At 66.6% G+C, this 25,755-nt stretch carries 23 protein-coding genes; 12 read left to right on the top strand and 11 right to left on the bottom strand.

Annotation, left to right across the window (positions count from 1 at the left end):
- Window positions 1–92: 92 nt before the first annotated feature.
- Window positions 93–1,091 (bottom strand): aldo/keto reductase, encoded by a 999-nt coding sequence (locus tag AC1RBA_RS05790; protein ID WP_099410883.1) that lies wholly within the window; start codon window positions 1,089–1,091, stop codon window positions 93–95.
- Window positions 1,092–1,206: 115 nt separating this feature from the next.
- On the opposite strand from AC1RBA_RS05790, the gene AC1RBA_RS05785 reads away from it, so the two are divergent.
- Window positions 1,207–2,097 carry a LysR family transcriptional regulator gene (locus AC1RBA_RS05785; protein WP_492417134.1) on the top strand — a complete coding sequence of 297 codons (891 nt, stop codon included), beginning with the start codon at window positions 1,207–1,209 and terminating at the stop codon, window positions 2,095–2,097.
- Here the strand turns inward: AC1RBA_RS05785 and AC1RBA_RS05780 are convergent.
- On the bottom strand, window positions 2,094–3,179 hold the full coding sequence (locus AC1RBA_RS05780; RefSeq protein ID WP_492417132.1) for an ATP-binding protein: 1,086 nt from the start codon (window positions 3,177–3,179) through the stop codon (window positions 2,094–2,096). The two genes, AC1RBA_RS05785 and AC1RBA_RS05780, sit on opposite strands and share 4 nt — an antisense overlap.
- Window positions 3,179–3,928, bottom strand: a complete 750-nt coding sequence (locus AC1RBA_RS05775; protein ID WP_121669237.1) for a response regulator — start codon at window positions 3,926–3,928, stop codon at window positions 3,179–3,181. The genes AC1RBA_RS05780 and AC1RBA_RS05775 overlap by 1 nt, the downstream gene beginning before the upstream one ends.
- Window positions 3,929–4,061: 133 nt before the next feature.
- On the opposite strand from AC1RBA_RS05775, the gene AC1RBA_RS05770 reads away from it, so the two are divergent.
- From AC1RBA_RS05770 to AC1RBA_RS05760, 3 genes are read left to right on the top strand one after another with little or no spacing between them, the layout of a single operon-like run.
- Window positions 4,062–5,219, top strand: a complete 1,158-nt coding sequence (locus AC1RBA_RS05770) for an efflux RND transporter periplasmic adaptor subunit (RefSeq protein WP_070313147.1) — start codon at window positions 4,062–4,064, stop codon at window positions 5,217–5,219.
- A gap of 33 nt (window positions 5,220–5,252) precedes the next feature.
- Entirely contained in the window at window positions 5,253–8,399 is a 3,147-nt protein-coding gene (locus AC1RBA_RS05765; protein ID WP_492417130.1) for a multidrug efflux RND transporter permease subunit, read from the top strand.
- On the top strand, window positions 8,399–9,772 hold the full coding sequence (locus tag AC1RBA_RS05760) for an efflux transporter outer membrane subunit (protein WP_492417128.1): 1,374 nt from the start codon (window positions 8,399–8,401) through the stop codon (window positions 9,770–9,772). The genes AC1RBA_RS05765 and AC1RBA_RS05760 overlap by 1 nt, the downstream gene beginning before the upstream one ends.
- Before the next feature lie 8 nt (window positions 9,773–9,780).
- Here AC1RBA_RS05760 and AC1RBA_RS05755 read toward each other — a convergent pair whose 3' ends face one another.
- Together AC1RBA_RS05755 and AC1RBA_RS05750 are read right to left on the bottom strand one after the other, a co-directional pair.
- Entirely contained in the window at window positions 9,781–10,467 is a 687-nt protein-coding gene (locus tag AC1RBA_RS05755) for a DAPG hydrolase family protein (protein WP_492417126.1), read from the bottom strand.
- A gap of 4 nt (window positions 10,468–10,471) precedes the next feature.
- Entirely contained in the window at window positions 10,472–11,653 is a 1,182-nt protein-coding gene (locus tag AC1RBA_RS05750) for an MFS transporter (protein ID WP_492417124.1), read from the bottom strand.
- 134 nt (window positions 11,654–11,787) lie between these two features.
- On the opposite strand from AC1RBA_RS05750, the gene AC1RBA_RS05745 reads away from it, so the two are divergent.
- The 6 genes from AC1RBA_RS05745 to AC1RBA_RS05720 all read left to right on the top strand — a co-directional run bounded on the left by AC1RBA_RS05745 (window position 11,788) and on the right by AC1RBA_RS05720 (window position 19,515).
- Window positions 11,788–12,552 (top strand): IclR family transcriptional regulator, encoded by a 765-nt coding sequence (locus AC1RBA_RS05745; protein ID WP_492417122.1) that lies wholly within the window; start codon window positions 11,788–11,790, stop codon window positions 12,550–12,552.
- A 219-nt stretch (window positions 12,553–12,771) separates the two neighbouring features.
- Window positions 12,772–15,567, top strand: a complete 2,796-nt coding sequence (locus AC1RBA_RS05740) for a heparinase II/III domain-containing protein (protein ID WP_492417121.1) — start codon at window positions 12,772–12,774, stop codon at window positions 15,565–15,567.
- 154 nt (window positions 15,568–15,721) lie between these two features.
- Window positions 15,722–17,002: an arsenic transporter gene (locus AC1RBA_RS05735; protein WP_492417120.1), complete on the top strand. Its 1,281-nt coding sequence runs from the start codon at window positions 15,722–15,724 to the stop codon at window positions 17,000–17,002.
- A gap of 45 nt (window positions 17,003–17,047) precedes the next feature.
- Entirely contained in the window at window positions 17,048–17,677 is a 630-nt protein-coding gene (locus AC1RBA_RS05730) for a Rossmann-fold NAD(P)-binding domain-containing protein (protein ID WP_409026508.1), read from the top strand.
- 47 nt (window positions 17,678–17,724) lie between these two features.
- Window positions 17,725–18,201 (top strand): GNAT family N-acetyltransferase, encoded by a 477-nt coding sequence (locus AC1RBA_RS05725; protein WP_409026507.1) that lies wholly within the window; start codon window positions 17,725–17,727, stop codon window positions 18,199–18,201.
- Between the two features lie 24 nt (window positions 18,202–18,225).
- Window positions 18,226–19,515, top strand: coding sequence for a glycosyltransferase (locus AC1RBA_RS05720; RefSeq protein ID WP_492417117.1), 1,290 nt, complete (start codon window positions 18,226–18,228; stop codon window positions 19,513–19,515).
- Here AC1RBA_RS05720 and AC1RBA_RS05715 read toward each other — a convergent pair.
- The 6 genes from AC1RBA_RS05715 to AC1RBA_RS05690 form a co-directional block, all read right to left on the bottom strand.
- The gene (locus AC1RBA_RS05715; protein WP_492417116.1) at window positions 19,512–20,459 is read right to left on the bottom strand and encodes a DUF2145 domain-containing protein; all 948 of its coding nucleotides are present in this window, start codon (window positions 20,457–20,459) and stop codon (window positions 19,512–19,514) included. The two genes, AC1RBA_RS05720 and AC1RBA_RS05715, sit on opposite strands and share 4 nt — an antisense overlap.
- Window positions 20,456–20,887, bottom strand: coding sequence for a hypothetical protein (locus AC1RBA_RS05710; protein WP_492417178.1), 432 nt, complete (start codon window positions 20,885–20,887; stop codon window positions 20,456–20,458). Before AC1RBA_RS05710 ends, AC1RBA_RS05715 begins: the two co-directional genes overlap by 4 nt.
- Window positions 20,888–20,979: 92 nt before the next feature.
- Complete coding sequence (locus AC1RBA_RS05705; protein ID WP_227741955.1) at window positions 20,980–21,777, bottom strand: HDOD domain-containing protein; 798 nt, start codon at window positions 21,775–21,777, stop codon at window positions 20,980–20,982.
- Between the two features lie 150 nt (window positions 21,778–21,927).
- The gene (locus tag AC1RBA_RS05700; RefSeq protein ID WP_492417114.1) at window positions 21,928–23,034 is read right to left on the bottom strand and encodes an acyl-CoA dehydrogenase family protein; all 1,107 of its coding nucleotides are present in this window, start codon (window positions 23,032–23,034) and stop codon (window positions 21,928–21,930) included.
- 68 nt (window positions 23,035–23,102) lie between these two features.
- Window positions 23,103–23,717 carry a glutathione transferase GstA gene (gene gstA / locus AC1RBA_RS05695; RefSeq protein ID WP_121669246.1) on the bottom strand — a complete coding sequence of 205 codons (615 nt, stop codon included), beginning with the start codon at window positions 23,715–23,717 and terminating at the stop codon, window positions 23,103–23,105.
- Between the two features lie 185 nt (window positions 23,718–23,902).
- A complete protein-coding gene (locus tag AC1RBA_RS05690; protein ID WP_492417112.1) occupies window positions 23,903–24,622 on the bottom strand; it encodes an SDR family oxidoreductase in 720 nt (239 codons plus the stop codon).
- A gap of 96 nt (window positions 24,623–24,718) precedes the next feature.
- Here AC1RBA_RS05690 and AC1RBA_RS05685 point away from each other — a divergent pair, with 96 nt between their 5' ends.
- Together AC1RBA_RS05685 and AC1RBA_RS05680 are read left to right on the top strand one after the other, a co-directional pair.
- The gene (locus AC1RBA_RS05685; protein ID WP_492417110.1) at window positions 24,719–24,892 is read left to right on the top strand and encodes a hypothetical protein; all 174 of its coding nucleotides are present in this window, start codon (window positions 24,719–24,721) and stop codon (window positions 24,890–24,892) included.
- Between the two features lie 47 nt (window positions 24,893–24,939).
- On the top strand, window positions 24,940–25,740 hold the full coding sequence (locus AC1RBA_RS05680; RefSeq protein WP_492417108.1) for a TOTE conflict system archaeo-eukaryotic primase domain-containing protein: 801 nt from the start codon (window positions 24,940–24,942) through the stop codon (window positions 25,738–25,740).
- Window positions 25,741–25,755: the final 15 nt, after the last annotated feature.

Below are 25,755 nucleotides of genomic sequence, written 5' to 3'. Positions count from 1 at the left end.
GTGAATAGTTCAGATTGGAAATGATAGCGGATTCAGCCATTTCAAGTGCGGCCCCTCAAAGAGAGTTGTATAGATGAGCTGTCTCTTGCCCTTTACAGCCCCACCATGGCCAGCTCCACTGCCGGGTAGCGCTCGCCTTGCACGCTGGCGGGCGCGATGGCGGCGCCGATGGCGGCCAGCTCGGCGCCGCTCAGAGTGAGTTGCGCGGCGGCCACGTTCTCTTCCAGGTGGGCCAGGCTGCGGGCGCCGGGAATCGGCACGATGTCGTCGCCTTGCGCCAGCAGCCAGGCCAGGGCCAGCTGGGCCGCCGTGGCGCCGCACGCCGCCGCCAGGCGCTGCAATTCGGCAACGAGATGTCCGTTGGCCGCCATCGCCGGCGGCTGGAAGCGGGGCAGGCTGTGGCGGTAATCGTCTGGCGCCAGCGCGGCGCTGGATGCGAGCCGTCCCGTCAGGAAACCCCGGCCCAGCGGGCTGTAGGGCACGAAGCCGATGCCGAGCGCGCGGCAGGCGGGCAGCACGTCCGCTTCCACGTCGCGGCTCCACAGCGAGTATTCGGACTGCACGGCCGCAATCGGATGCACGGCGTGGGCGCGGCGCAGGGTGGCGGCCGACACTTCCGACAGCCCCAGGTGGCGCACCTTGCCCGCCCGTACCAGTTCGGCCATGGCGCCGACCACGTCTTCGATGGGCACGGCCGGGTCCACGCGGTGCTGGTACAACAGGTCGATGCACTCGATGCCGAGCCGGGACAGCGACCCTTCCACCGCCTGGCGAATATGTTCGGGGCGGCTGTCGACACCGGCCATGCGTTCCACGCCCTGGCCGTGCGGCAAGATCTTGAAGCCGAACTTGGTGGCGATGCTCACCTTGCCGCGTAATTCCTTCAAGGCGCGGCCTACTAAGTCCTCGTTGGCGTAGGGACCGTAGACTTCCGCCGTATCGATCAGGGTCACGCCCAGCTCCACGGCCCGGTGCAGCACGCGCAGCGAGGCGGCCTCGTCGGCGCCGCCATAGGCAAAGCTCATGCCCATGCAGCCCAGGCCGATGGGGGCGACGCGCAAGCCGGAGTTGCCCAGTGTTCTGTGTTCCATTTTTCACTCCTCTTCAAAAAAAGATGCAAGGAGTATGGATGAAGGAACAGCATGCGATAAGATGGCTAATCCTGTATGTATTACTGAATTTTTTTCATGAATTTTTTCCTCGACAATGGCTGACCTCAACGAATTGACGGCCTTTGCCGCCGTCGCCCGCCTGCGCAGCTTCCGCAAGGCGGCATTGGAGCGGGGCGTGTCCGCCTCCGCCCTCAGCCACGCATTGCGCGCGCTGGAAGAGCGCCTGGGCGTGCGCCTGCTGAACCGCACCACGCGCAGCGTCACGCCGACGGAGGCGGGGCAGCAGCTGCTGGCGCGGCTGGCGCCGGCCATGCGCGAAATCGACGATGCCTTGCAAGACTTGAGCGCCTTGCAGGATGTGCCCGCAGGCACGCTGCGCCTGAACGTGCCCCGTCCCGCCGCCCGGCTGCTGCTGGCGCCCATGCTGGCCGGTTTTGTCGCGCGCTATCCGCGCGTGCAGGTCGAAGTGGTCACCGATGACAGCATGATCGATATCGTGCGCGACGGTTTTGACGCGGGCATCCGCTTCGGCGAACAGGTGGCGGCCGACATGATCGCCGTGCCCGTGGGTGCGCCGCAGCCGTTCGTGGTGGTGGCGTCGCCCGCCTACCTGGCGGCGCATGGCGCACCAGGCACGCCGCGCGACTTGCTGGCGCACGCCTGCATAGGCCGGCGCTTTCCCAGCGGGCGCCAGTATGTGTGGGAGTTCGGGCAGGATGGGGAAGCCGTCAGCATCGCCGTCGGCGGTCCGCTGATGTTCGACGACGATGAACTGATGCTGCGCGCGGCCCGCGATGGGGCGGGACTGGCGTATGTGTACGAAGCCGACGCGCGCGCCGATATCGCGGCGGGCCGGCTGGCGTGCGTGCTGGAGCGCTGCCTGCCGCCGCCGTCCCGTTACTTCCTGTACTACCCGAGCCGGCGGCAGATGCCTGCCGTGCTGCGCGCCTTTGTCGACATGGTCCGCGCCGACGGTCTTGCCTAGGCGGCGGCCGGCGGCGCGCCGTGCTCGACCGGCCACTTGACGGTAAACACGCTGCCGCCCGCCTTGCCGCGTGTGCAGGCGGCGCTGCCACCGTGCGCGCGCGCGATGGCTTCGACCACGGCCAGGCCCAGGCCGCTGCCCGCGTTCAGGTCGCCGCCGTCGCTGTCGCCGCGGCGAAACGCTTCGAACACGTGCGGCGCCAGTTCCTTTGCAATGCCGGGGCCCGCATCCTCGACGCTCAGGTAGTACTGGCCGGCCTGCACGCGGGTGCGCACGCGCAGCAGGCCCGGATGCGCATAGCGGCGCGCGTTGTCGAGCAGGGCCAGCACGATTTGCCGGATGCGCGCCGCGTCGCAGCAGACGGGATGGTCGGACAGGTGCAGCTGCAGCGTAAAGCCGGCCGCTTCCATCTCCTGCGCCAGCAGGCGGCCCACTTCCTCGATTTCCAGGGTCAGGTCCGTCCACGCCATGCGCAGCTGCATGTGGCCGCTGTCGGCCAGGCTCAGGGTGCGCAAATCCTCGATCAGGCGGCCCAGGTCCTCGACTTGCGCCAGCAGGCTGGAAAACGGCACTTCCTCGGGCTTGAAGACGCCATCGACGACGCCCTGCAAGGTGCCGCGCAGGATGGTCACGGGCGTGCGCAATTCGTGCGCGATGGCGGCATTCCACGTTTCGCTTTCCTTGGCGCCCCGCTGCAGGCGCTCGGCCATGCTGTTGAAGTCGTCGACCAGCATGGCCGTCTCGCCCAGGCTGCGGTCGCCCGCGAAGGCGCGCGCGGACAGGTCGCCGTGGGCCACGCGGCGCACGCTGTCCATCACGGAATTGATCGGTTTTAAGATGCGCGCGGCCAGCTTGAAGGCGAAAAAGGCGGCCAGCCCCAGGCCGAAAATGGTGATGGCAAAGATCCACAGCCATTCGACGGTGCTGGGCGACCAGTCGTCGGGCTCGGACAGCATGCCGGGATCGATCTTGAAGGCGACGGCGAAGAAGATCCACGAGCCGATCCAGATGATCAGGATGCTGCACACCATCAGCACGGACATCGACAGCACGATCTGCCGGTTCAGGCCAGTGAAGCGCATCAGGCGTCGCTTTCCAGCCGGTAGCCCACGCCGCGCAGGCTGGCCGGCATGTTCATCACGCCCGCTTCCTCGAGCTTCTTGCGCAGCTTGCTGACGTGGCTGTCCACCGTGCGTTCCATCGAATTGCTTTCGGGCATGCACGACTCCAGCAATTCCAGGCGGCTGCAGACGCGGCGCGGCGTGCGCGCCAGGTGCGCCAGCAGGCGAAATTCCGTCAAGGTCAGGCTCAAAGGCACGGGCGCGCCGTCGCGCAGCACGCTGGCCACGTAGGTTTCCTGGTCGATTTCGATGGGGCCGCAGCGCAGGCGCTGGCCGCCCACCGGGTGGTGGCGCACGCGCGAGCGGCGCAGCACGGCGGCCACGCGGGCCACCACTTCGGCCGGGTTGAAGGGCTTGATGATGTAGTCGTCGGCGCCCACGCGCAGGGCGGCCAGTTTGTCGGCATCCTGGTCGCGGGCTGTGAGCATGATGACGGGCGTTTCGCCGCGCCGCCGCACTTCGGCCAGCACGGCCCAGCCGTCGACGCGGGGCATTTGCACGTCGAGCAGCAGCAGGTCCGGCGCCAGCGCCAGGTGCTGCTGCAGCGCTTCCTGGCCATCGAGGGCGAAGGCCGTGCGGTAGCCGTCGCGCTCCAGATAACCGGCGAGGATGCGGGCGATTTGCGGTTCATCTTCGGCGATCAGGATGAGGGCGGAAGGGGGCGTGGTGGCAAGAAAAGAGGGCTGGCTGGCGCTGTGATGATAGTTCATGCAAATAGTCTAGCATTCTTCTTTCTCTCCATCGAATCTCCACATTTCTTTGACGAAATATCCACCTTGGCCTTTTATGCTGCGCTTATCTGTCGACCGGACCGCCGGTTGGGATCTGCCATAGAGAAAGACCATGCATCCGAGCCACTTCACCAAGAAAAACATGTTGATCGCCGCGGCACTGCTCAGCCTTGCCGCCTGTTCCAAACCCGCGCAGGAAGAAGCGGCCGCGCCGCCCGCCGCCGTGACGGTGCTCAAGCTGCAGGCGGCGCCCGTCGTCCTCAGCGACGAATTGCCGGGCCGGGTGGCCGCCTTCCGCACGGCCGATATCCGCCCGCAGGTGGGCGGCATCGTGCTGCGCCGCCAGTTCGAGCAGGGCGCCGACGTGACAGCGGGACAGAAGCTGTTCCAGCTCAATCCGGCGCCATTCCAGGCGGACGTCGATTCGGCCGCCGCCGCCCTGCAGCACGCGGTGGCCACGGCGAACCGCGCCAGCAGCCAGGCAGACAGGCTGAAACCGCTGGTGGAAGCGGACGCCATCAGCCGCCAGGCGTATGACGACGCCGTGGCCCAGCGCGAGCAAGCCGTGGCCACCGTGGCGCAGGCGCGCGCGACCCTGGCGCGGCGCCGCCTGGACCTGGCCTTTGCCAGCATCGAGGCGCCGATTGCCGGGCGCATCGGTTCCGAACTGGTGACCGAAGGTGCGCTCGTAGGCGTGGCCGATGCTGCGCCGATGGCGCGCATCCAGCAGATCGACAAGGTGTATGTCGACGTGCGCCAGCCGGCCGCCGCGCTGGCCGCGCTGCAAGCCTCGGGTACGGGTGGCGCGGACAAGCTGCCCGTGACCATTCTGGGCGCCGACGGCCAGCCGCATCCCGTCACGGGCCGCATCCTGTTCTCGGGCATCAGCGTCGATGCGGGCACGGGCGACGCCGTCATCCGCGTGCTGGTCGACAATCCGCAGCGCCAGCTCTTGCCCGGCATGTTCGTGCGCGCCCGCATCGCCCGCGCCGTGCAGGCCAACGGCGTGCTGCTGCCGCAGCAAGCCGTCTTGCGCAGCAGCGGCGGCCAGGCGCAGGCCTGGGTGCTGGACGGCACGAACAAAGCCAGCCTGAAACCGATCGCCGTGGGCGACGTGGTCGAGCACCAGTATGTGGTCAGCGGCGGCCTGAAGGCGGGCGACACCGTCGTCATCGAAGGCCAGGAACGCCTGCAGCCGGGCGCCACCGCCGCGCCGCAGCCATGGAAGCCGGCCGTCGTGGCAGCCGCAGCTGCCGCCAAAGCGCATTGATGCGCCATTTGAATCCAATGAAAGTCTAACGACATGCCTCAATTTTTCATCAACCGCCCCGTCTTTGCGTGGGTGGTGGCGGTCTTCATCGTCCTGTTCGGACTGATCGCCATACCGCAATTGCCGATTGCGCGTTTTCCTTCCGTGGCGCCGCCCAGCGTCAGCATCAGTGCCGTGTATCCGGGTGCCACGCCGCAAACCATGAACGATTCCGTGGTGGGCTTGATCGAACGCGAACTGTCGGGCGTCAAGCACCTGCTGTATTTCGAGTCGTCCACAGATACCTCGGGTTCGGCCTCGATCACCGTCACCTTCCAGCCGGGCACGGACCCGGAAATGGCGCAGGTGGACGTGCAAAACCGCCTGAAAGCCATCGAGCCGCGCCTGCCGCAAGCCGTGCGGCAAAACGGCTTGACGGTGGAATCGGCGTCGTCCGGCTTCCTGATGATCGTCAGCCTGATTTCCGAGAATGGCCAGCACGATGAAGTGGCGCTGGGCGACTACCTGGCGCGCAACGTGACGGAAGAGCTGCGCCGCATTCCCGGCGTGGGCAAGGTGCAGCTGTTCGGTTCCGAGCGGGCCATGCGCATCTGGGTCGACCCGGCCAAGCTGGTGTCGTACAACATCGCCATGGGCGAGCTGACGGCCGCCATCGCGCAGCAGAATGCGCAGATCGCCCCGGGCCGCCTCGGCGATTCGCCCGCCGTGCACGGCCAGCGCGTGACGATTCCGCTGACGGTGCAGGGCCAGCTGCAAACCCCGGCCGAATTTGCCGCCATCGTGCTGCGCGCGAACGCGGATGGCTCGAAAGTGACCATCGGCGACGTGGCGAAAGTGTCGCTGGGCGCGCAAAGCTTCAATTTCAGCATACGCGAAAACGGCCAAGCCGCGTCGGGCGCCGCCATCATGCTGTCGCCCGGTGCCAACGCCGTGCAGACGGCGGCCGCCGTGCGTGCGCGCATGGCCGAACTGGCGCACACCATGCCGGCCGGGATCAAGTACTCGGTGCCGTTCGATACGGCGCCGTTCGTGAAGATATCGATCGAAAAGGTCGTCGTCACCTTGCTGGAGGCGATGGTGCTGGTCTTCCTCGTCATGTACCTGTTCCTGCAAAAGATACGCTACACCCTGATTCCCGCCATCGTCGCGCCGATCGCCCTGATGGGCACATTTACCGTGATGCTGATGGCCGGCTACTCCGTCAACGTGCTGACCATGTTCGGCATGGTGCTGGCCATCGGCATCATCGTCGATGATGCCATCGTCGTGGTGGAAGCGGTCGAGCGCCTGATGGCGACCGAAGGCCTGTCGCCGAAGGAAGCGACGTCGAAGGCGATGCGCGAAATCACAGGTGCCGTGGTCGGCATCACCCTGGTGCTGACGGCCGTGTTCATCCCGATGGCGCTGGCCAGCGGTTCCGTGGGCGCCATCTACCGCCAGTTCACCCTGGCGATGGCCGTGTCGATCCTGTTCTCGGCGTTTCTGGCCTTGACCCTGACGCCGGCCCTGTGCGCCACGATGTTGAAACCGATCGGACCGCATGACCATGATAAAAAAGGCTTTTTCCTGTGGTTCGACCACCAGTTTGAGCGCATGACGGCCCGCTACGAAAAAGGCGTGGTGGCGATGCTGAAACGCGCCGGCCGCTCGATGGTGCTGTACGGCGCCATCGTCGCGGCGCTGGGCGTGGCCTTCATGCAGCTGCCGTCGGCCTTCCTGCCCGAGGAAGACCAGGGCTACTTCATCACCTCGATCCAGCTGCCGTCCGACGCCACCATGGAGCGCACGCTCGATGTCGTCAAGCTGTACGAGCAGCACGTGGCCACGCGTCCCGGCATCGAAGTGAACCAGTCGATCCTCGGCTTCAGCTTTTCCGGCGCGGGACCGAACGCGGGCCTGGCCTTCACCATGCTGAAGGACTGGAAACAGCGCAACGGCGCCACGGCGCAGGAAGAAGTGGCGCTGGCGCAGGCGGCCATGTCGCAGGCGAAGGAGGGCGTGATCATGAGCCTGATGCCGCCCGCCATCGATGAACTGGGCAACTCGTCCGGCTTTTCGATGCGCCTGCAAGACCGCGCCAGCCAGGGCATCGCGGCCCTGCAGGCGGCGCAGAATCAGCTGCTGGGCCTGGCCGCGCAAAGCAGCAAGGTGGCGGGCGTGTATCCGGACGGCTTGCCGCCCGGCGCCAGCGTGCGCCTCGATATCGACCGCACCAAGGCCGAAGCGCTGGGCGTATCGTTTACGGCGATTGCCGACATGCTGACGGCGGCCATGGGTTCGACCTATGTCAACGATTTTCCGAACGCGGGCCGCATGCAGCAGGTGATCATCCAGGCCGACGCGCCGTCGCGCATGCAGCTCAACGACGTGCTGGCCTTGCGCATCCGCAATAACGCGGGCGGCATGGTGGCCCTGGGCGAACTCGTGCGCCCCGTGTGGAGCGAGTCGCCGCTGCAGCTGGTGCGCTACCAGGGCTACCCATCGGCGCGCATTTCCGGCAGCGCGGCGCCCGGCGTGTCCAGCGGCGACGCCATGCTGGAAATGGAGCGGCTCGTGAAGCAGTTGCCGCCGGGCTTCGCGCTGGCGTGGACGGGCCAGTCGCTGCAAGAGAAGGAATCGGCGTCGCAGGCGCCCATGCTGATGGCGCTGTCGATGCTGGTGGTCTTCCTCGTGCTGGCGGCCCTGTATGAAAGCTGGTCGATTCCCGTCTCCGTGATGCTGGTGGTGCCGCTGGGTTTACTGGGCGCCGTGCTGGCCGTGATGCTGCGCGGCATGCCGAACGACGTGTTCTTCAAGGTGGGCATGATCACCATTATCGGCCTGTCGGCGAAGAATGCGATTCTGATCGTCGAGTATGCGCGCCAGTTGCAGGCGCAGGGCAAGGGGCTGGTCGAGGCGACGGTGGAAGCGGCCCGCCTGCGCCTGCGCCCGATTTTGATGACGTCATTGGCGTTCGCGCTGGGCGTGGTGCCGCTGATGCTGGCCACGGGCGCCAGCGCCGAGACGCAGCACGCGATCGGCACGGGCGTGTTCGGCGGCATGATTACCGCCACCGTGCTGGCCGTATTTTTCGTGCCCGTGTTCTTTGTCGTGGTGCTGGGCGCCGTCGACAAGATGGGCACGTACTTCAACAAACGCAGTGATCGCATCGCCGTCAAGGCGGTGGAAGGAGAGTTGTAATGCGTTTATTTTTTCTCACGCCCCTGGCCGCGCTGGCCTTGTCGGCGTGTTCCCTGACGCCGCCGCTGGTCAAGCCGGCGGCACCGATACCAGCCAGCTATGCAGAGATTGCCGCGCCAGCCGCGGCCGACACTGCGGCCGACCTGGGCTGGCGCCAGATGCTGCTCGATGCGCGCCTGCAGCGCCTGGTCGATATCGCGCTGGAAAACAACCGCGACTTGCGCGTGGCTTCGCTCAATGTGGAAGCCGTGCGGGCGCAGTACCAGATCCAGGATGCGGGCCGCTATCCGGCCATCGGCGCGAATGCGGGCGGCGTGCGCCAGCGCGGCGCCGACGCTGTGACACAGAATCAGTTCACTGCCGGCATCGCCATGAGCGCGTTCGAGATCGACCTGTTCGGCCGTCTGCGCTCGCTGTCGGACGCGGCGTTTGCCCGCTATCTGGCCACGCAGCAGGGCCAGCGCGCCGCGCATATGGCCCTGATCGGCGCCGTGGCCGACGCCTACCTGGAGCAGCGCCTGGCCGAGGAACAGCTGGCGCTGGCCCGGCAAACCCTGCTTGACTGGCGCCAGGCGCTGGTCCTGACGCAGCGCCTGCACGGCGCGCAGCAGGGCAGCGGCCTGGACGTCGCGCAAGCGCAAGGGCAGGCGGCCACGGCGGAAGCGGACGTGCAGGCGCGCGAACGGGCCAGTCTACTTTCGCGCAACAACCTGGAATTGCTGCTCGGTGCGCCGCTGCCCACGGACTTGCCCGCCGGCCGGCCGCTCGATGGCCAGCCCGTGCTGACGCAGCTGCCGCCCGGCCTGCCGTCGGACTTGCTGGCGCGCCGTCCCGATATTTTGCAAGCCGAGTACGCGCTGGCGGCGGCGAATGCGGAAATCGGCGCCGCCCGCGCCGCCTTCTTCCCCCGCCTGTCCTTGACGGCGTCGCTGGGCTTTGCCAGCCCGGAACTGGGCGACCTGTTCCGCGGCAGCGCGCGCAGCTGGTCGTTCGCGCCGCAAGTGACGCAGCCGCTGTTCCAGGGCGGCCAGCTGCGCGCGGAACTGCAGCTGTCGCGCCTGCGCAAGGACGTGGCCGTGCTGCAGTACGAACAGGCGATCCAGGCGGCGTTCCGCGAGGTGCGCGACGGCCTGGCCGGCAGTGCCACGTTTGCGCAGCAGATCGCCGCGCAGGAGCGCGTGGTGGCGGCGGCGCGGCAGCGTCAGCGCCTGTCGCAGCTGCGCTACGACGCGGGCCAGGACAGCCGCCTGGAATTGCTCGACGCGCAGCGCCAGTCGTATGCGGCCCAGCAAGCCCTGCTCGACGCGCGGCGCGACCAGTTCAAGTCGGCCGTGGCGCTGTACAAGGCGCTGGGTGGCGGCCTCGAGGAGTAAACCTCCGTCTACCAGGGCAGCGCCACGGGCACGCTGTCGCGGTGCTTCGCCTGGTAGTGGGAACGCAGGAATTGCGCCAGGAAGGTGAATTCGTTGTAGCAATGCATGAGCAGGGCGCGGGCGAATGCATCGGGGAAGAGGGCGGCGATCTCTTGCGGGCTGTGGCCGGCGTCCGGCAAGTCCTGGCCCATGTAGAAATGGCTGCGCAAGGTCATGCCCCAGGCCGTGTCGCGGCCCATGTGCAGCAGGCGCCCGCCGATGACGGCGCCGTCCGCGGTGCGGGGCGGCGCATAGCTCATGCCCACCCTGGCGCACACGGCGGCTGAAATGCGGCCCTCGGCCCGCGCCGCCTCGTATTGCCGTCCCTCGAAGAATTCACGGGGATCGCGGAACTGGATGGCCAGCTGTTCGGCCGGCATGCCGCTGAAAAATTCTTCCGCCAGATGGATGGAGCCGACGTGCGTCCCGGCGCTGCCTTCGATCCAGTCGCTGGCCAGATGGTCGACCGGGTGCCACATCAGGTAGCGCTCCGTGTCGGGCCGCGAGCGGAACCACCATTCAAACATCTCGCCAGTGCAATTTGGCAAGTCGGTGCGGCACGCCACGTGCAGCACGCCGCTGGGCAGCCGTTCAAAGCCCGTTTCCAGCGCCAGGGGAGCGGGGTGCAGCAGGGCGTGGACGTCGTTGAGATCCATGGTCTTACCTTTCAGTGTGGGTGGTGGAAACAGCGGTGGTGCCGGCCGGGCGGCGGCGCAGCAGCGGGGCGGCGGCCACGGCCGCGCCCAGCAGGGCCAGTGCGGCCGTGGCCGCAAACATCGCCGCGTGGCTGCCGGGCAGATACGTCATGAAGGAAGAGAGAAATTGCCCGCCGAAGATGGCCATCGACAGATAGGCGAGGTTGCGGTTGCGGCTGGGCAAGTGGCTGCGCTCGACCGTCATGTGCGTGCACAGGGGCACGGACAGGCCGAAGCCCATCCCCAGCGCCACGGCGCCGGCCAGCAGCGTGGACAGCGCGGCGGCCCCCGCGAACAACAGGTGTGCCAGCGCATAACAGGCGAAGGCGGCGCCCAGGGTACTGTGTTCATGCAGGCGCCGGACCACCTGGGGCATCAGCCAGGCGGCCGCCACGGCCACCAGCGACACGAAGGAAAGCAAATACCCGGCCCGGTCCTCGCTCCAGCCCAGCTGCTGCAGGCGCAGGGGCAGGATGATGATGGCGGCGAAAAACACCGTCATGGAGAGTGCCGCCAGCGCATGGACGAAGAGCAGGGCGCGCGACGGGCCGGGCGCTGGCGGCGCGCCATCCATGCCGGCATCCCCGGCAGGGGCAAGTGCCGGCACGCAGCGCCAGGCGCATGCCAGCAGCACCCACGAAGCCAGATACAGCAGGAAGGGATAGCGCCAGCCCGCTGTGGCCAGCAGGCCGCCCAGGGCGAGGAACAGCACGCCGCCCAGTTCGATCGTCATGCCTTGCCTGGCGATCATGCGCAGCCTTGCCTGGCCGCTGAACAGGGCCGAGATCAGCCCCGTGCCCGAGGCCATCACCAGCGCCGTCGGCGCGCCCAGCAGGAAACGGTTGGCGAACACGGCAACGTGCCCATGCAGGAACATGCCCGAGACGCCCAGCAAGCCGTACAGGAACAGCCCCGCCAGCAGGCTGCGGTGCAGTCCCAGGCGCTGCATGAGCATGGCGGCGAAGGGGCCGGACAGCACCACGCCCAGCGAGGGCAGCGTGACGAGCCAGCTGGCGGCGTCGGCCACGCCGAGCCGCGCGGCGATGGACGGCAATCCCGGGACCAGCACGCATCCCACCATGATGGTCAGGCTGGCAACGGAAAGGAGCGTGCACGTTGCTGTCTTCGATATACTGCGGCTGGACATGCGCCTCCCCGGTGCTTATGTTAAAAAACCGTTAATCGGAACACTGTTCCGAATGATGGAACAATTATAGGGCCATGTACAATGCCGGTCAATGCCATCACGGCAGCTATCGTCATGCACAATTGGGTAAAGAAATGAGTGAAGAAAACGAAGGTAATAGCGGCAAGCAAGTCATTGCGCGCGCGGCGGCGGTGCTGCGCGCGCTGGAAAACCAGACGGGCGGCCTGAGCCTGGCGCAGATCGCCAAGGGCGCGGACTTGCCGCGCACCACGGTGCACCGCATCGTCGCCGCGCTGGAAGCCCAGCAACTGGTCAGTTCCGGCGCCGGCGGGGTGAAGCTGGGTCCGGCCATCGCGCGTCTGGCGGCGTCGGCGCATACGGACGTGGTGGCGGTCCTGCGGCCGTATGCGGAAGCGTTGGGCCGGCGCACGCGCGAAACGGTGGACGTGTGCGTGTACCGCGGCCTGCATGCGGTGTCGGTGGACCAGTACTGTTCCGACCATGAACTGCGCGTCGTGTCGGCCGTGGGAACGGCCTACCCGATCCACTGCACCGCGCATGGCAAGGCCTTGCTGGCGCAGATGCCGGAAGACGCGCTGGCCCGGCTGTTCGGCGAACGCCTGGAAGCGCGCACGGACCAGACCATCACGGCGCTTGCGCAACTGCTGCCGCACCTGGAACAGGTACGCGCGCAGGGCTACGCCGTCGATATGGAAGAGCACGCGCCGGGCGTGTGCGGCATCGGCGTGGCCCTGAACACGGGGACGAGCGAGCGCTACGCGCTGTCGCTGGGCGTGCCGGCCCTGCGTTTCCACGCCCAGCGGGAACAGCTGCTGTCGGCGCTATTGCAGTGCAAGGCGGAAGTCGAAGCCGTGCTCGGTGCGCCGGGCGGTGCGTAGCGCACACCATGTGCAGGCATAAGATGGCTTGATTGCCGGCGAATCTGCTTTCGGAATGCTACGCGGGCTTGACGCATCGCCATTTTCCGCTGTTGCTTGCCGCCATGCGTATGGGGCGCGCCTGTCGTGCGTGGAAATGATTTCAAAATAACAAGCGTTCTGCCGCCTTGATGTTATTATAATTGTAACATCACTATTCCTCAGTGTTCTGCGGGACTGGTGTCTTTTCTGGTTCACATTGCAAAAGGAGTAGATATGCGTCAGTCCCATGTCGCGCTGTTGTTATCGGTTTGCATAGGCGGCGCACACGCTGCGCCCGCGATCCTGGCATTCGATGCCGATCACCTGAAGGTGGTTGAGGGCCAGCCGGTGCGCCTGCACTGGGAGGTGAGCGGGGCAGCCACGGTCACGCTCAATGGCGTGCCGGTCAGCGGCAACAGCCAGATTGTCAGGTATGCGGCCGGCGATGCCTCCACCTTACGCCATACCTTGACGGCCAGCACTCCCGGCGGGGTGGAAACCGCCACACGTACCATCGAACTGTCTCCCGGGATAGTGCTGGACAAGGACTATATTCCCGAAGCGTACGCGACCGGCTGCAAACCCGTGCAGGAGCCCGATTTTGTCCTCAGCCATGAGTATGCGCGCATCGAGCCGCGCGACTGCGCCTCGGTGAAGGTGCGCAACCCCGTGTTTGTCTGGCCGGAGATTTATAACGCCACGCAGATGGTCTTGACGCTCAATTTCCCTAGCGGAAAGAGTCCATTGCAGATAACCACGACGCGTACCTCGCTGATCCTGCCGGAACTGTTGAGTGAAACCGGGCTGTACACGTGGCAGGTGCAGTATCGCCTGCCGAACGGCCAGAGCAGGTCCGGCGCGGTCCGGCGCTTTCATTTCGACGGCAATGCCGTCGACAACCTGCCCGATCTGCCCACCGCCGCCGAAGTCATCGCCAGGATAGGACCGCGTTTGCATCCGCGCTTGATTCCGCTGGCGGCCGATGGCCAGGTCATGCAAGCGTCGGCCATCCACGCCGCCGTGCAGGCCAGCCCCCTGGCGGCATCCTACAAAACGTACCTGGCCGAGGCGGAGCAGGTATTGGCCAATACGAAGTACGCCATGCCCGCGGAGCCCATCGGCCTGAAACCGGAAGTTATCGCCGACGCAGCGTTCAGGGCTGCCCAGGGGATAGAGCGGTTGTCCGTGGCGGCGCTGCTCAAGGGCGACCAGCGGTATCACGCACAGGCCATCGCCCGCCTGCTGCAGCTGGCCAGCTGGGCGCCCGACGGCGCTACCGGCGAATGCCAGCAGGACCAGGCCAACAGGCAGATCATGCTCACCCTGGCCCAGGGGCTGGACATGTTTTACAACAACATGACCACGGCGGACCGCTATGTGCTGATCAATGTGATCAACCAACGGCTCAACCCGCTGATGTACAAGATGGAGGCGAGTTTGCGCGCCAATCCGTATGACTCCCATGTGCTGGCCGCGGCCTATTATGCGGTGCAAACCCTGATGCTGTCGGCCGGTGCCGTCGGCCAGGGACCGGCCGGCGACGTGACGTTTGAACAGGGTGCCGAATATGACAAGTCCTGCAATGCAAAAGGCAAGCCGCTGGCGCCGGTTGACCGTTTTACCACTGCCTGGGAAACGCTGATCACGAGTTCGGGCACGTGGGGTGGCGGCACGGACAGCGCGTTCGGCAATGGTGTCAGTTACGCGTGGAACACGCTCAATGCCTATGCGCCGGCCTTGGCCTCGTATCTGTTGATGGCCAACGTGGATCTCAGCCGTATCCCCGCGCTGCGGCAGTTCGGCGATAATTTCCATGCGCAGACGGTGCGGAACCGCTGGAGCAAGGTGCGCGGCACGTTCGGCGACGGCAGCAACCTGACGGGGGATTATGAATCCTATGCCTGGAACTCCTACCGCCTGTTTGCCCAGGTATCGCAGAATCCTGTCGATGAATGGTATTACCGGGACAATATTGAGCAGACACAGTCCTTTGCCTTGCCTTTCCATCATTATTTTCTGACGGCAATCAGACCGCCCGTTGAGCCCGCCGTGCTGCCCATCTTGAAACGCACGTATCTGTTCGAGGATGCGGGCGTGGTCGCCATGCATTCCAATACGGCCTATCCGCAGCGTTCCAGCCTGTTCTTCCGTTCCAGCCGTCTTGGCGCCATCAACCACAGCCATGCGGACAACAATGCGTTTACCTTTGTGTCAAAAGGCAAGAGTATTTTCATTTCGGGCGGCATCTATGATGAATTTGGCAGTTTGCCGGAGCAGAAGATAAGGCGCGCCACGCGCTACAAGAATGCGCTGACGTTCGACGCGGGAGAGGGATATGAGGACGCCGGCATAGGCCAGGCCGAGCCGGCGGCAAGCCCCGTTGCGCCGGGGGCGCCGCTGTTTTATATGCAGCCACATGGCAGGCTGATCAATTTTCATGCGGCCGAGACGAGCGACTGGTCGGTCGCCACCGGGGATGCCACGGACGCCTACCGCAGCCGCGACATAAAAACGTCAGTCTGGAACCCCTTGCTGCAAGGCGCGGTGCGCACGGTCGCCTATAACCCGAAGGCGGGCGTGGCCCTGATCTACGATTGGGCGCAAAGTGCGACCAAGCGCCGCTGGCAGATGAATTATCAGACGCTGGTGGCGCCGGTGGACATCGGCGCGCGGGAATTCCGGGTCGATGCGGGCGATGGCGTCAGCGTCTGCGTCAGTTATCACGGCTATGACGGAACGTTTTCGGCGCCGGAAAAGATGTCCAAGGTAGCCCAGGATACGCAACTGGCATGGCCGGCAGGGGAACCTGAGCAATATCATACGGCGTACAAGACGAATATACGCAGCAATTCCATGGCCAGCCTGATCGTCCTGAAGGAAGACTGCGATGCTGTTTCCGTGACGGCCGAGTATTTGTCGCCGACCAAGCTGCTCGTCAAGGTCGATACGAGCTGGTTCCTTTTCGATAAAAAAGCTGTGCAGCTATCGGAATAGGGAGGGCTTGGCAAGGCGCCGTGCCGGCCAGTTGCGGTCAGGTGAATGATGGCTTTGATTCTATTTGATATTTCCAGTATTATGGAATCATTGCATCCACTCACCGGCCTTGGCGCGATTGCGCGCCTTGCTGCCCTCTCCGGAACCTTGCCGTATGCTCACCGCCTTCCTGATCTTTCTCGCCACCTTAACCCTCGTCATCTGGCAGCCGCGCGGCCTGGGCATCGGCTGGAGCGCCGTCATCGGCGCCGGCGCGGCGCTGCTGGCCGGCGTGATCCACTGGGGCGACATCCCCGTCGTCTGGCATATCGTGTGGAATGCCACCGGCACGTTTATTGCCGTCATCATCATCAGCCTGCTGCTCGACGCGGCCGGCTTCTTCGAGTGGGCGGCGCTGCACGTGGCGCGCTGGGGCGGCGGCAGCGGGCGCAAGTTGTTTACCTTGCTGGTCTTGCTGGGCGCGCTGGTGTCCGCCGTGTTCGCCAACGACGGCGCCGCGCTGATATTGACGCCCATCGTCATCGCCATGCTGCGGGCATTGAAGTTTTCCGCCAAAGCCACCCTGGCCTACGTGATGGCGGCCGGTTTCATCGCCGACACGGCCAGCCTGCCGCTGGTGGTGTCGAACCTGGTCAATATCGTCTCGGCCGACTATTTCAAGATCGGCTTTGCCGAGTACGCGTCCGTGATGGTGCCCGTCAACGTCGTCGCCGTGGGCGCCACCCTGGCGGCCTTGCTGATCTTTTTCCGCCAGGATATCCCGCGCGACTATGACGTGGCGCAGCTGAAACGCCCGGGCGCCGCCATCCGCGACTTGCCCACCTTCCGCGCCGGCTGGCTGGTGCTGGCGCTGCTGCTGGTGGGCTTTTTCTCGCAGGAAGCGCTGGGCGTACCCATCAGCCTGATCGCCGCCGTCGGAGCCGCGCTGCTGCTGGGCGTGGCGGGCAAGGGGCACGTGATTTCCACGCGCCATGTGCTGCGTCATGCGCCATGGCAAATCGTCGTCTTTTCGCTGGGCATGTATCTGGTCGTGTACGGCTTGCGCAATGCGGGCTTGACGGCGTACCTGACGGGACTGCTGAACCATAGTGCCCAGTACGGCGTGTGGGGCGCGGCCCTGGGCACGGGCGTATTGACGGCCTTGTTGTCGTCCGTGATGAACAACCTGCCGACGGTGCTGGTGGGCGCGCTGGCCATCGACCCGACGACGGCGCAGGGCGCCGTGCGCGAGGCGATGATTTACGCCAACGTCATCGGCAGCGACCTGGGCCCGAAGATCACGCCCATCGGCAGCCTGGCTACCTTGCTGTGGCTGCATGTGCTCGACAGCAAGAATATCCACATTTCCTGGGGATATTACTTCCGCATCGGCATCGTGCTGACCGTGCCCGTGCTGCTGGCGACCCTGGCGGCGCTGGCGCTGCGCCTGTCCTGAGTTCCGTGTATGGTGGTGGCTGACAGCAACTTTAACGGGAAAGCCATGAAATTATTGCTTGTGGGCGCCACCGGCCTCGTGGGCCGCGAAGTGCTGCGCCTGGCGCTCAGTGACGCGCGCGTCAGCCAGATCGTCGCCCCCGTGCGCAAGCCCTTGCCCGCGCATCCCAAACTCGATGCGCCGCTCGTCGATTTCGACCGCTTGCCGCCCGGCGCGCCGTGGTGGCAGATGGATGCCGTCATCTGCACCCTGGGCACGACCATGAAGGTGGCCGGTACGCGGCAGGCGTTCCGGCGCGTTGACCACGACTACCCGCTGGCCGTGGCGCGCCTGGCTCTGGCGGCCGGCACGCGCGCGTACGCGCTCAATTCCGCGGCCGGCGCCAATCCCGGCTCGCGTATCTTCTACAACCGCGTCAAGGGCGAACTGGAACGCGACCTGGAGCAGCTGGGTTTTGCGTCGCTCACGTATGTGCGGCCCGGGCTGATCGGCGGCGAGCGCGACGTGACGCGCGCGGGCGAGGGTGCCGCCTTGCGCCTGCTGCGCGTGCTGGGGCCCGTGCTGCCGCGCCGCTGGCGCATCAATCCCGCGCCGCGCATCGCCGCCGCCCTGCTGGAAGCGGCGCTGGCCGCCGCGCCGGGTGTACATATCGTCGGTTCGGAACAGCTGGCCTGAACGCGCAGCCCGTATAATCGGCGTTCATGTTCTTTTGAGTACGCAAAATGCAAACAGTACGTCCTTACCGGGCCGGCGACCGCGACGCCTGCCTGGCTCTTTTCGACGGCAATACGCCGCGCTTTTTCGACCCGTCCGAGCGCGCGGCCTTCGTCGCCTGGCTGGAAGCATCAACGCAGCCGTATCTGGTCATCGAACGTGCGGTCGAGGGAACAACGCGCATCGTCGCCTGCGGCGGCCATGCGATCGAGGCGGGCGGCACGGTCGCCAGCCTGTGCTGGGGCATGGTGGCGCAGGACGTGCACGGCCAGGGACTGGGCCGCGCGCTGACGCAGGCGCGCCTGGACGCCATCCGCGCCGTGCCGCAAGTGGCCGGGGTGAGCATGAACACCAGCCAGCACACGCAGGGCTTTTATGCGCGCTTCGGCTTCGTGCCGGTCAAGGTGACGCCCGATGGCTTCGGACCCGGCATCGACCAGTGGGACATGATGTTGCAACTGACGGCGCGTGGGGCGCACCGATGAGCGCCGCCAGGCACGGAGGCCACCATGGCGGATGACCGCCACCCGTCGGCGCCGCTCGTCATCGTTGCCAGCAACGGCACCGGCGGCGACATGCAACCATTTATCGCGCTGGCGCAGGGCTTGCGGCAACGGGGGCGGCGCGTGCTGCTGCTGGTGCCGGGCTGGCAGGAAGCGGCTGCGCAGGCGTCAAGGCTGCCGTATCGCACCTTCGGCACGCAGGAAGAGGGGCAGGCCATGCTGGGCGACCCGGGCCTGTGGGATGAGCGCAAGGGCTGGGGCGTCGTGTGGCGCGGCCTCGTGCCGTACCTGGGCGCCGTGCGCGACGTCGTGCAAGGCTTGCCGGACGGTGAAGAGTGCGTGGTGCTGTGCCATCCCTTCCTCGTGCCGATGGCCGCCCTGGCACGCTCGGTACGCCCGGACCTGCGCATCGTCGCGGCCTATCTGGCGCCATCGAACCTGTGCAGCAGCCATGATTTCCTGGCGGCCGGCTCGCTGCGCATTCCCGCCTGGGTGCCGCTCGCCTGGCGCCAGGCCCTGTGGCGGATGATCCACCGCGGCATGGTCGATCCGGTGCTGCTGCCTGGCCTGAACGGTGCGCGCGCGCAGCACGGACTGCCGCCCGAAGCGCATTTTTTCGCGCACATGCTGGCCGCGCCCGATGCCTCGCTGGGGCTGTTTCCCGCCTGGTTCGCCGCCCCGCAGGCGGACTGGCCGCCGCATTTCGTGCAAGCCGGTTTCGCCGGCGCCGCCCCGCATGGCGCCGCGGCGCTGCCGCCGGAGCTGGAACGCTTTCTGGGCGAGGGCGAGCCGCCCATCGTCTTTACGCCCGGGACCGGGCACCAGCACGCGCAACGCTATTTCAGCATCGCCCTGGACGTGTTGCGGCGGCTGGGGCGGCGCGGCTTGTTCCTCACGTCCCATGCGGCGCAGCTGCCGCAGCACTTGCCCCCCAGCGTCATGTGGCAGGCGTACGCGCCGTTCGCGGCCCTGCTGCCGCGCGTGGCGGCCGTGGTGCACCATGGCGGCATCGGCACCAGCGCGGATGCCTTCCGCGCGGGCATCCCGCAACTGATCGTGCCGTTCGCCTACGACCAGTTCGACAATGGCTGGCGGATCAAACGGCTCGGGGTAGGCGATGTCTTGCTGGCCAGGCGTTTGTCGGCCGGGCGCATGCGGCGCCAGCTGGCGCGTTTGCTGGCCGCGCCCGAGGTTCAATTGGCGTGCGGCGAGGTGGCCCGCCTGATGGGGCAGGGGCCGCAGCCTGCGCACCTGCTCGATCAGGTCGAAGCGGCGCTGGCCGCCCGGACTGCTTAGGGCGTGTCGTGCGGCGTATCGTCGAGGGCGATGACGCGGTCGTTCGGGCCGGGCACGCAGCCGTCGGCGACCGGTTCCCAGCCCCGGTGCACCACCACCTGCTTGCCGTCGTGGCAGATTTCCACGCGCTCGCTGGCGGGCAGGCGCTGGCGCGCGAACGCTTCCAGGCTGGCCGGCAGGCTCACTGCCAGCCGCATCGTGCCGATGGCTTCGGGCGGATGGTCGTCCATGTGCACCAGGGGCACGAAGATGGAACCGAGCATCAGCCAGCGGGCGCCCACGTCGACGGCGGCGGGGTTGTAAGGCGCGGCGCGCAGCCAGTCCTGGGCCCGCGCGCGCAAGTCGCTGCCCGCGGCCAGCTCCCCCCAGGCGGCGGCCAGCATTTCCGCCACCCACTGATTGCAGTTCTGGTATTTCAAATTGAAAGCGTACGCATTGGCGCTGTAGCGGCCCGCCAGCAGCTCTTGCACGCGCACGGGGTCGAGCAGGGCGCGGCGCAGGGGCGGCACGGTTTCGGCCGGCAGTTTCACCAGCGAGATGTAGCCGAGCGATGGATTGGCCGTGCCCATGGCGAAACCTGCCGTGCCCTGGTCGAAGATGCGCGGACGGCCTTCGTCGCAGGCGTAGTACAGCTGGCGCGCGGACCAGCCGCTGTCGTTGTCGTGGCGCCAGGCCAGCGCCGCGTGCGAATAGCGGATGCCGAAGCGCGCCAGGTCCAGGCCGGAGCGGCTGATCAGGGCCACGCTGCCTTCGCTGGCGGCCAGTTCCTCGCGCACGACGGCGGCAAAGCGCAGCAGCCGGTCCTGTTCCGTGGCCGTGAGTTCCTGCGCGCGGTCGCAAAAGCGCGACGAGGCCAGCGAGGTGTCTGCCTGGGCGGCGCCAGCGCTGAAGATGGCGCAAACGCCCAGCAGCAGTGCCGGGCGGTGCGGGAGAAAACGAATCAAAGGCTGACGGGACGCGTGGCCAGTTCGCCGTACCAGTCGTCGGCCAGCACGAGGAAGAAGGCGGTGCGCGTGTCGTTGCGCGAGAATTCGATGCCGTAGGCGCGGTTTTGCGCATGCACCATGTCGCCTTGCGCCAGCTGCTGTTTGTCGAGCGCCGCCTGCGGCAAGTCCAGCACCAGCGGCGTGGCCGTGGCCTCGGCCTGCATGGTCAAACGCGTCATGCCGTCGCGGCCCGGCACGGCGGCCACGTCGATGATGCGGTAGGGGCCATTGGCCACCTTGTTGTCGCGCGAGGAGCTGTTGCTCGAACCGTTGAGCGAATCGGATATGCTGCCGCTCGACTGGGAGCCGGCGCTGGAGGCCGAGGAAACGAAACTGTCGGCGTTGGCGTTGCACGCCATGGTCAGAGCTGCGGCCAGGCCGAGCATGCGTAGGGAGGTAGTCAAGGCAGTTTTCCAGTGCACGTCAATGAAAGCGGGCCGGGTCCGTCCGGGCCTGCGCCATCATAGCAGATCGGCCGTCAGCTGAGCAGCACCTTGATCAGGGCCTTCGCTTCGGCCGACGGCTGCGTGCGCAGCGCCTGCAGCACGGGGTCGTGCTCCAGGTAAGCCTGCAGCGGCGCGCTGATGGTGACGTAGGCCTGCGGCAGCGGCGAAGGCACGGGCGCCAGCGCCTTGGCCAGCAGCAGGGTGTCGCGCAAGCCTTCGGGCGGCAACATGATGGTCGAGCCGGGCAAGGCGTTGACGGCATCGGCCACCGACAGCGGCACGCCCAGCTGGCGCATCAGCGCGCGGCCGATCACTTCCAGCGTGGAGGCCATCTGCGTTTCCAGCTCGGCGTACAGGCCCGGGGTCTTGTCGGCCTGGGCCAGCAAATAAAATCCGGCTACTTCATGCACGATACCGGCGAACAGCGCCGTATCGGCATCCGTCTGCGTGACGGCGCCTGCCAGCGCATGCGCCAGCGCCGCCACATGCACTGTGTGCGCCCACAGCTGGGTGGCGCGGGCGCGCAAGGCTTCGTCGCGGATGCCCGCGTTCAGCTGGCGGATGACGGCCGCCGTCGCCAGCGCATACAGGTTGCGGTGGCCCAGCCGCTCGACGGCGGCGCGCACGCTGGTGATGGCGGGCGTGTGGCCGGACGCGAACATGGCCGAATTGGCCAGCGCCACGGCGCGCGCCGACAAGGTGGGTTCGCACAGCAGCAGCCGGCTGATGTCGGCCGAGTGGCAATCCGGGTTGGCCAGTTCCTTTTGCAGGAGCAGGGCCGTGTTGATACTGGTGGGAAAGGCCAGGGTTTCCGTTTCGGCGCTGGCCAAAAGTTGCGCAAGGCTGCTGAGCGTGTTGACGTGCATGGATAAGAGGGAGCGAGAAGTAGCAATGTCCCCATATTATCAGGCAATCCGGCTGGCATGGCGTTCGCATGCCCAACCGGCCATGCCCGCCATCGGGAGCTGCGTTCCAGCGCCTTATGGCAGCAGCAAGGAGTGCTGGCTGGCCGTATGGAAATCGCGCCAGACGCGGTTGATGGCGCTGTCTTCGCGGGCCGCGTACAGGCCGCAGTATGGATACAGGCCGTCGACTGCCGCGCGGCACGCGGCGACCAGGGCCAGCGCACGCTCTTGCACGGCCTGCATGGCGTCCGCGTCGAGCGTTGCGCCGGCAGCCACCGTTGCCCAGCTGTCATCGAGCACGGCATAAAAGCGCGCGCGGGCGGCGATGAATGCGTCTTGCTTGTCTTGCAACATGGATAATACTTCCGGCACCTCCAGCAGCGGCAGGCCGGCGCGCGCGTGGCGGCGGTGGCGCATGCATTCTTCGGCCAATTCCATGAAATGCGCGGTCATGCCGGCCACGTTGGCAGCCAGGGTCACGTAGGCGAGCGAATAAAACGGGTAGCGGTACAGGGGGCCGTCGGCCGTCGCGGCCGCGGGACTGATGGTAAAGCCGTGTTCCTTGCCGAGCCACTGGCCGTCGATGCGGTAGCTGTGCGAGGCGCTGGCGCGCATGCCGATGCTGTTCCACGAGGGCACCAGCCGCACCAGCGCGGCGGGCACGAGGAAGGCGCGGATGCGCGGCTGGCCTTGTTCGTCGAGCAGGGGCTGGCCAGCGCGCCGCAGCCGGGCGTTCAGGGTGAAGTGGGTCGCCATGGGCGCGCCGCTGGCGTAGTCCCAGCTGCCCGTGATGCGGTAGCCGTCGCCTTCTTCCTCCGCGTACCCGGTGGCCGCGCCGCTGCCGCCCAGGCAGGCGCGCGGCGTGCCGATGATGGCGCGCGCCATGTCGGGCGCCAGAAAGCCCGCGAACCAGCCGGCGCCCGCGCACAGGGTCAGCACCCAGCCCATGCTGCCATCGACGGCGGCCACGGCTTCTTCCAGGCGCACCACGTGTGGCAGGGGCAGCTCGGCGCCGCCCGCGCTGCGCGGCGCCAGCATCGTCAGCCAGCCGCGCCGGTGCAGCAAGGCTTGCTGGACCGGATGCAGCAAGCGGGCGGTATCGGCCGCCTGGGCGTGGCGCGCGATGCGGCGCGCGTCGCGCTCGGAAAGGGCAGCAAGGGTAGCGAAGGCAGCGTGCGGCATGGGCAAAGTCCGGCAATGGCGAAGGCGGGCATTTTCGCACAGAGCCGGGCATGCAGGGACACGGCCGTTCAAGCGGCCTTGCTCAATCCTTCCGCTTCCCAAGCAGCCTTGACGCTGTCGCGCTGGGACACTCGGCCCAGGAAGGCTTGCAGATTTGCCAGCGCGGACAAGTCCACGCCCACGTTCGGCGCCCAGCCCGTGATGACGAACAGGTAGGCGTCGGCGACCGTGAACGTGTCGCCGGTCAGATAGGACCGGCCTTCCAGGCGGCTGTCCACCCACTTGAATTTTTTGCCCAATTGCTCGATGAACAAGGCCTTGGTGGCGGCATCGAAGCGGGGATCGAACAGGGGACTGAACGATTTGTGCAGCTCGGACGTGATGTAGTTCTGCCATTCCAGCACCTGGTAGCGGGCAAAGCTGCCCACGGGCGGCAGCAGGTCCTGCCTGCCGGCCTGTTCGGCGATGTACTGGGCGATGACGGGGCCTTCGCTCAAGGTCGTCCCATCGTCGAGCGCCAGCAGCGGCACCTGGCCTTTCGGGTTGAGTTCATAGTAATTGCCGCCTTCCTGTGTGCGGTGCTGGCCCAGGTCGACCTTGGCCAGGGTGAATGGCATGCCCGTTTCGCGCAAAATAATGTGCGGTGCTTGCGAGCAGGCGCCCGGCGAGTAAAAGAGTTTCATGGCGATCCTATCCTCGAACAGGTTGGGAAGACGCCACTATAGTCCTGCGGGAGCCGCCGGTAAATGCGTGTTCGTGCGGTGGCTGGTCATGCCCGGCGAACGATTGCGCTGGCTCAAAGCCCGGGATAGCGCAAGGGGGCAAGCAGCAAGAAAAACGCGTGCGCCATGCTGCTGGTGCGGATGGCTCACGCGCGCCCGCCGAGGCTGCCTCCGCCATCCACTGCCAAGACTTGGCCTGTCACGTAACTGGCTTGCTCCGATAGCAGGAAGCCGGCGGCGGCAGCGACTTCATCCGGCTGTCCCAGCCGCCGCATCGGTATCGTGGCAAGCACCTGGCGTTCCATTTCGCTGCCGACGGGGCGCGCCTTGCGGAACAGTGCCGTTTCCACGGGGCCTGGGGCGATCGCATTGACCGTCACGCCGTGCTGGGCCAACTCCAGCGCCCAGGTTCTCGTGCAGCCGACCAGGGCGCTTTTGGCGGCGGAATAGGCGGTGCGGTCCACGCTGCCGTAGACTGCGCGGCTGCAGATATTCACGATGCGGCCATAGCGGCGCTGCTTCATCGCATCCACGAACTGCTGTGTCACCTGGATGGCGGCGCGCACGTTCAGGTCGAACACGCTCTGCAAGGTGGCAAAGTCGATTTGACCCAGCGGCTGGGGCGAGGCAATGCCCGCATTGTTGACGATGCCATCGATATCAAACTGTTTTTCCAGCGCCTTGAGAACCTGCGCCGTCTGCGCCAGATCGGCCAGATCGCAGGCCACCAAGGTGCCCGGAAAGTCGACGCCCGCAACGTGCCGCGCGATGCCGATCACCCGATGGCCTTGCTGATGCAGCAGGGTGCAGATGGCATGGCCGATGCCGCGTGTCGCGCCGGTGACGAGGAAAGTACGAGATGTCATGGGGAGGAGGTCCTTTGGCCTGACAATGCCCAGCTGCGAAGGCTACACTTTTTTGCAAGGTCACGTCGCCGCAGCGGCTGACCATTCGCGCAGCAATTGCCCGAACGCTTCGGCGGCCGCCGTGGCGCCGGCGTGGCCCAGCTTGCGCTCGCGCAAGGCTTTGGTGCCGTGATGCTGTACGGCGGCATGGCCGCCTGCCTGTTCGCCGCGGCCAGCTGGCTGGTGTTTGGCGCCGGGAGCGAAGGTGCGTCAAGGGCGGGAAGGCTATAATCGGGGCACGTTGGCAAGTGTTGCTCAACGTCATTACGAGGCCGCCCATGCATAAACTGATTTCCGAACTCACCCGCCTGTATCTGTTCGAGGAACAGCAGCACTACGTCGATGCGCAGGGCGGCGTCCAGCCGTTGACGCCGGCCGTGCTGGCGCGCCACCTGTCGGGCGAGCAGACGGTGGTGGTACAGCTCGTGACCGAGAGCGGCCTGACGCGCGCGCTGGTGCTGGAGTTTGGCGGCAAGGGTGGCGGCGAGGCGCACTGGAGCGCGCTGTGCATGATCGCCAATGCCGTGCAGCACGAGCTGGACTTGCCTGCGCCCGCCGTCAGTATCTCGGGCGCGGCGTTCCAGTTATGGCTGTCTCTGGCCACGCCCGTGCCCGTTGCCCAGGCGCGCCAGTTCGTGCAGCTGTTGCGCTCGACCTTTTTGCCTGCGTCGACCGACATCCTCGCCGTCGCGCCGCCAGACTACGTAGCGCAGGTGGCGCTGCCGCCCGCCTTGCAGCCGTCGGGCAAGTGGGCCGCCTTCATTCATCCCAGCATGGGCGCCGCCTTCGTCGACGAGCCGGGCCTGGACATGCCGCCGCCGCCCGCCGCCCAGCTGGGTTTCCTGGAAAGCTTGCGCAGCATCACTCCGGCACAATTCGCGCAGGCGCTGGCGAAGCTGCAGGGACATGCGGGGCTGGCTGATGCCGTGCCCGTTCTCGCGCCCGTCGCCGCGCCATTACCGGCGGTACAGCCCGTTACGCAGCCAGGCTTGCTGCTGCAGGACGCTACACTGGAGGACATCGTGCGCTGGCTGCATGCGCGCAATATCGAGCCGACGTTCCGGCACAGGTTGCCGTAGCGGGGCTCTTAGACA

This window comes from Janthinobacterium sp. GW823-FHT03B06, from assembly GCF_058796955.1.
The sequence above is the reverse complement of the archived record's forward strand: the minus strand, read 5'-3'. Positions and strand labels throughout refer to the sequence as shown.

What these genes read in the sequence shown, in the direction of transcription:
- AC1RBA_RS05790 (WP_099410883.1), bottom strand. Translation starts at nt 1,091, where the DNA reads ATGGAACACAGAACACTGGGCAACTCCGGCTTGCGCGTCGCCCCCATC.
- AC1RBA_RS05785 (WP_492417134.1), top strand. Translation starts at nt 1,207, where the DNA reads ATGGCTGACCTCAACGAATTGACGGCCTTTGCCGCCGTCGCCCGCCTG.
- AC1RBA_RS05780 (WP_492417132.1), bottom strand. Translation starts at nt 3,179, where the DNA reads ATGCGCTTCACTGGCCTGAACCGGCAGATCGTGCTGTCGATGTCCGTG.
- AC1RBA_RS05775 (WP_121669237.1), bottom strand. Translation starts at nt 3,928, where the DNA reads ATGAACTATCATCACAGCGCCAGCCAGCCCTCTTTTCTTGCCACCACG.
- AC1RBA_RS05770 (WP_070313147.1), top strand. Translation starts at nt 4,062, where the DNA reads ATGCATCCGAGCCACTTCACCAAGAAAAACATGTTGATCGCCGCGGCA.
- AC1RBA_RS05765 (WP_492417130.1), top strand. Translation starts at nt 5,253, where the DNA reads ATGCCTCAATTTTTCATCAACCGCCCCGTCTTTGCGTGGGTGGTGGCG.
- AC1RBA_RS05760 (WP_492417128.1), top strand. Translation starts at nt 8,399, where the DNA reads ATGCGTTTATTTTTTCTCACGCCCCTGGCCGCGCTGGCCTTGTCGGCG.
- AC1RBA_RS05755 (WP_492417126.1), bottom strand. Translation starts at nt 10,467, where the DNA reads ATGGATCTCAACGACGTCCACGCCCTGCTGCACCCCGCTCCCCTGGCG.
- AC1RBA_RS05750 (WP_492417124.1), bottom strand. Translation starts at nt 11,653, where the DNA reads ATGTCCAGCCGCAGTATATCGAAGACAGCAACGTGCACGCTCCTTTCC.
- AC1RBA_RS05745 (WP_492417122.1), top strand. Translation starts at nt 11,788, where the DNA reads ATGAGTGAAGAAAACGAAGGTAATAGCGGCAAGCAAGTCATTGCGCGC.
- AC1RBA_RS05735 (WP_492417120.1), top strand. Translation starts at nt 15,722, where the DNA reads ATGCTCACCGCCTTCCTGATCTTTCTCGCCACCTTAACCCTCGTCATC.
- AC1RBA_RS05730 (WP_409026508.1), top strand. Translation starts at nt 17,048, where the DNA reads ATGAAATTATTGCTTGTGGGCGCCACCGGCCTCGTGGGCCGCGAAGTG.
- AC1RBA_RS05725 (WP_409026507.1), top strand. Translation starts at nt 17,725, where the DNA reads ATGCAAACAGTACGTCCTTACCGGGCCGGCGACCGCGACGCCTGCCTG.
- AC1RBA_RS05720 (WP_492417117.1), top strand. Translation starts at nt 18,226, where the DNA reads ATGGCGGATGACCGCCACCCGTCGGCGCCGCTCGTCATCGTTGCCAGC.
- AC1RBA_RS05710 (WP_492417178.1), bottom strand. Translation starts at nt 20,887, where the DNA reads ATGCTCGGCCTGGCCGCAGCTCTGACCATGGCGTGCAACGCCAACGCC.
- AC1RBA_RS05700 (WP_492417114.1), bottom strand. Translation starts at nt 23,034, where the DNA reads ATGCCGCACGCTGCCTTCGCTACCCTTGCTGCCCTTTCCGAGCGCGAC.
- gstA (WP_121669246.1), bottom strand. Translation starts at nt 23,717, where the DNA reads ATGAAACTCTTTTACTCGCCGGGCGCCTGCTCGCAAGCACCGCACATT.
- AC1RBA_RS05690 (WP_492417112.1), bottom strand. Translation starts at nt 24,622, where the DNA reads ATGACATCTCGTACTTTCCTCGTCACCGGCGCGACACGCGGCATCGGC.
- AC1RBA_RS05680 (WP_492417108.1), top strand. Translation starts at nt 24,940, where the DNA reads ATGCATAAACTGATTTCCGAACTCACCCGCCTGTATCTGTTCGAGGAA.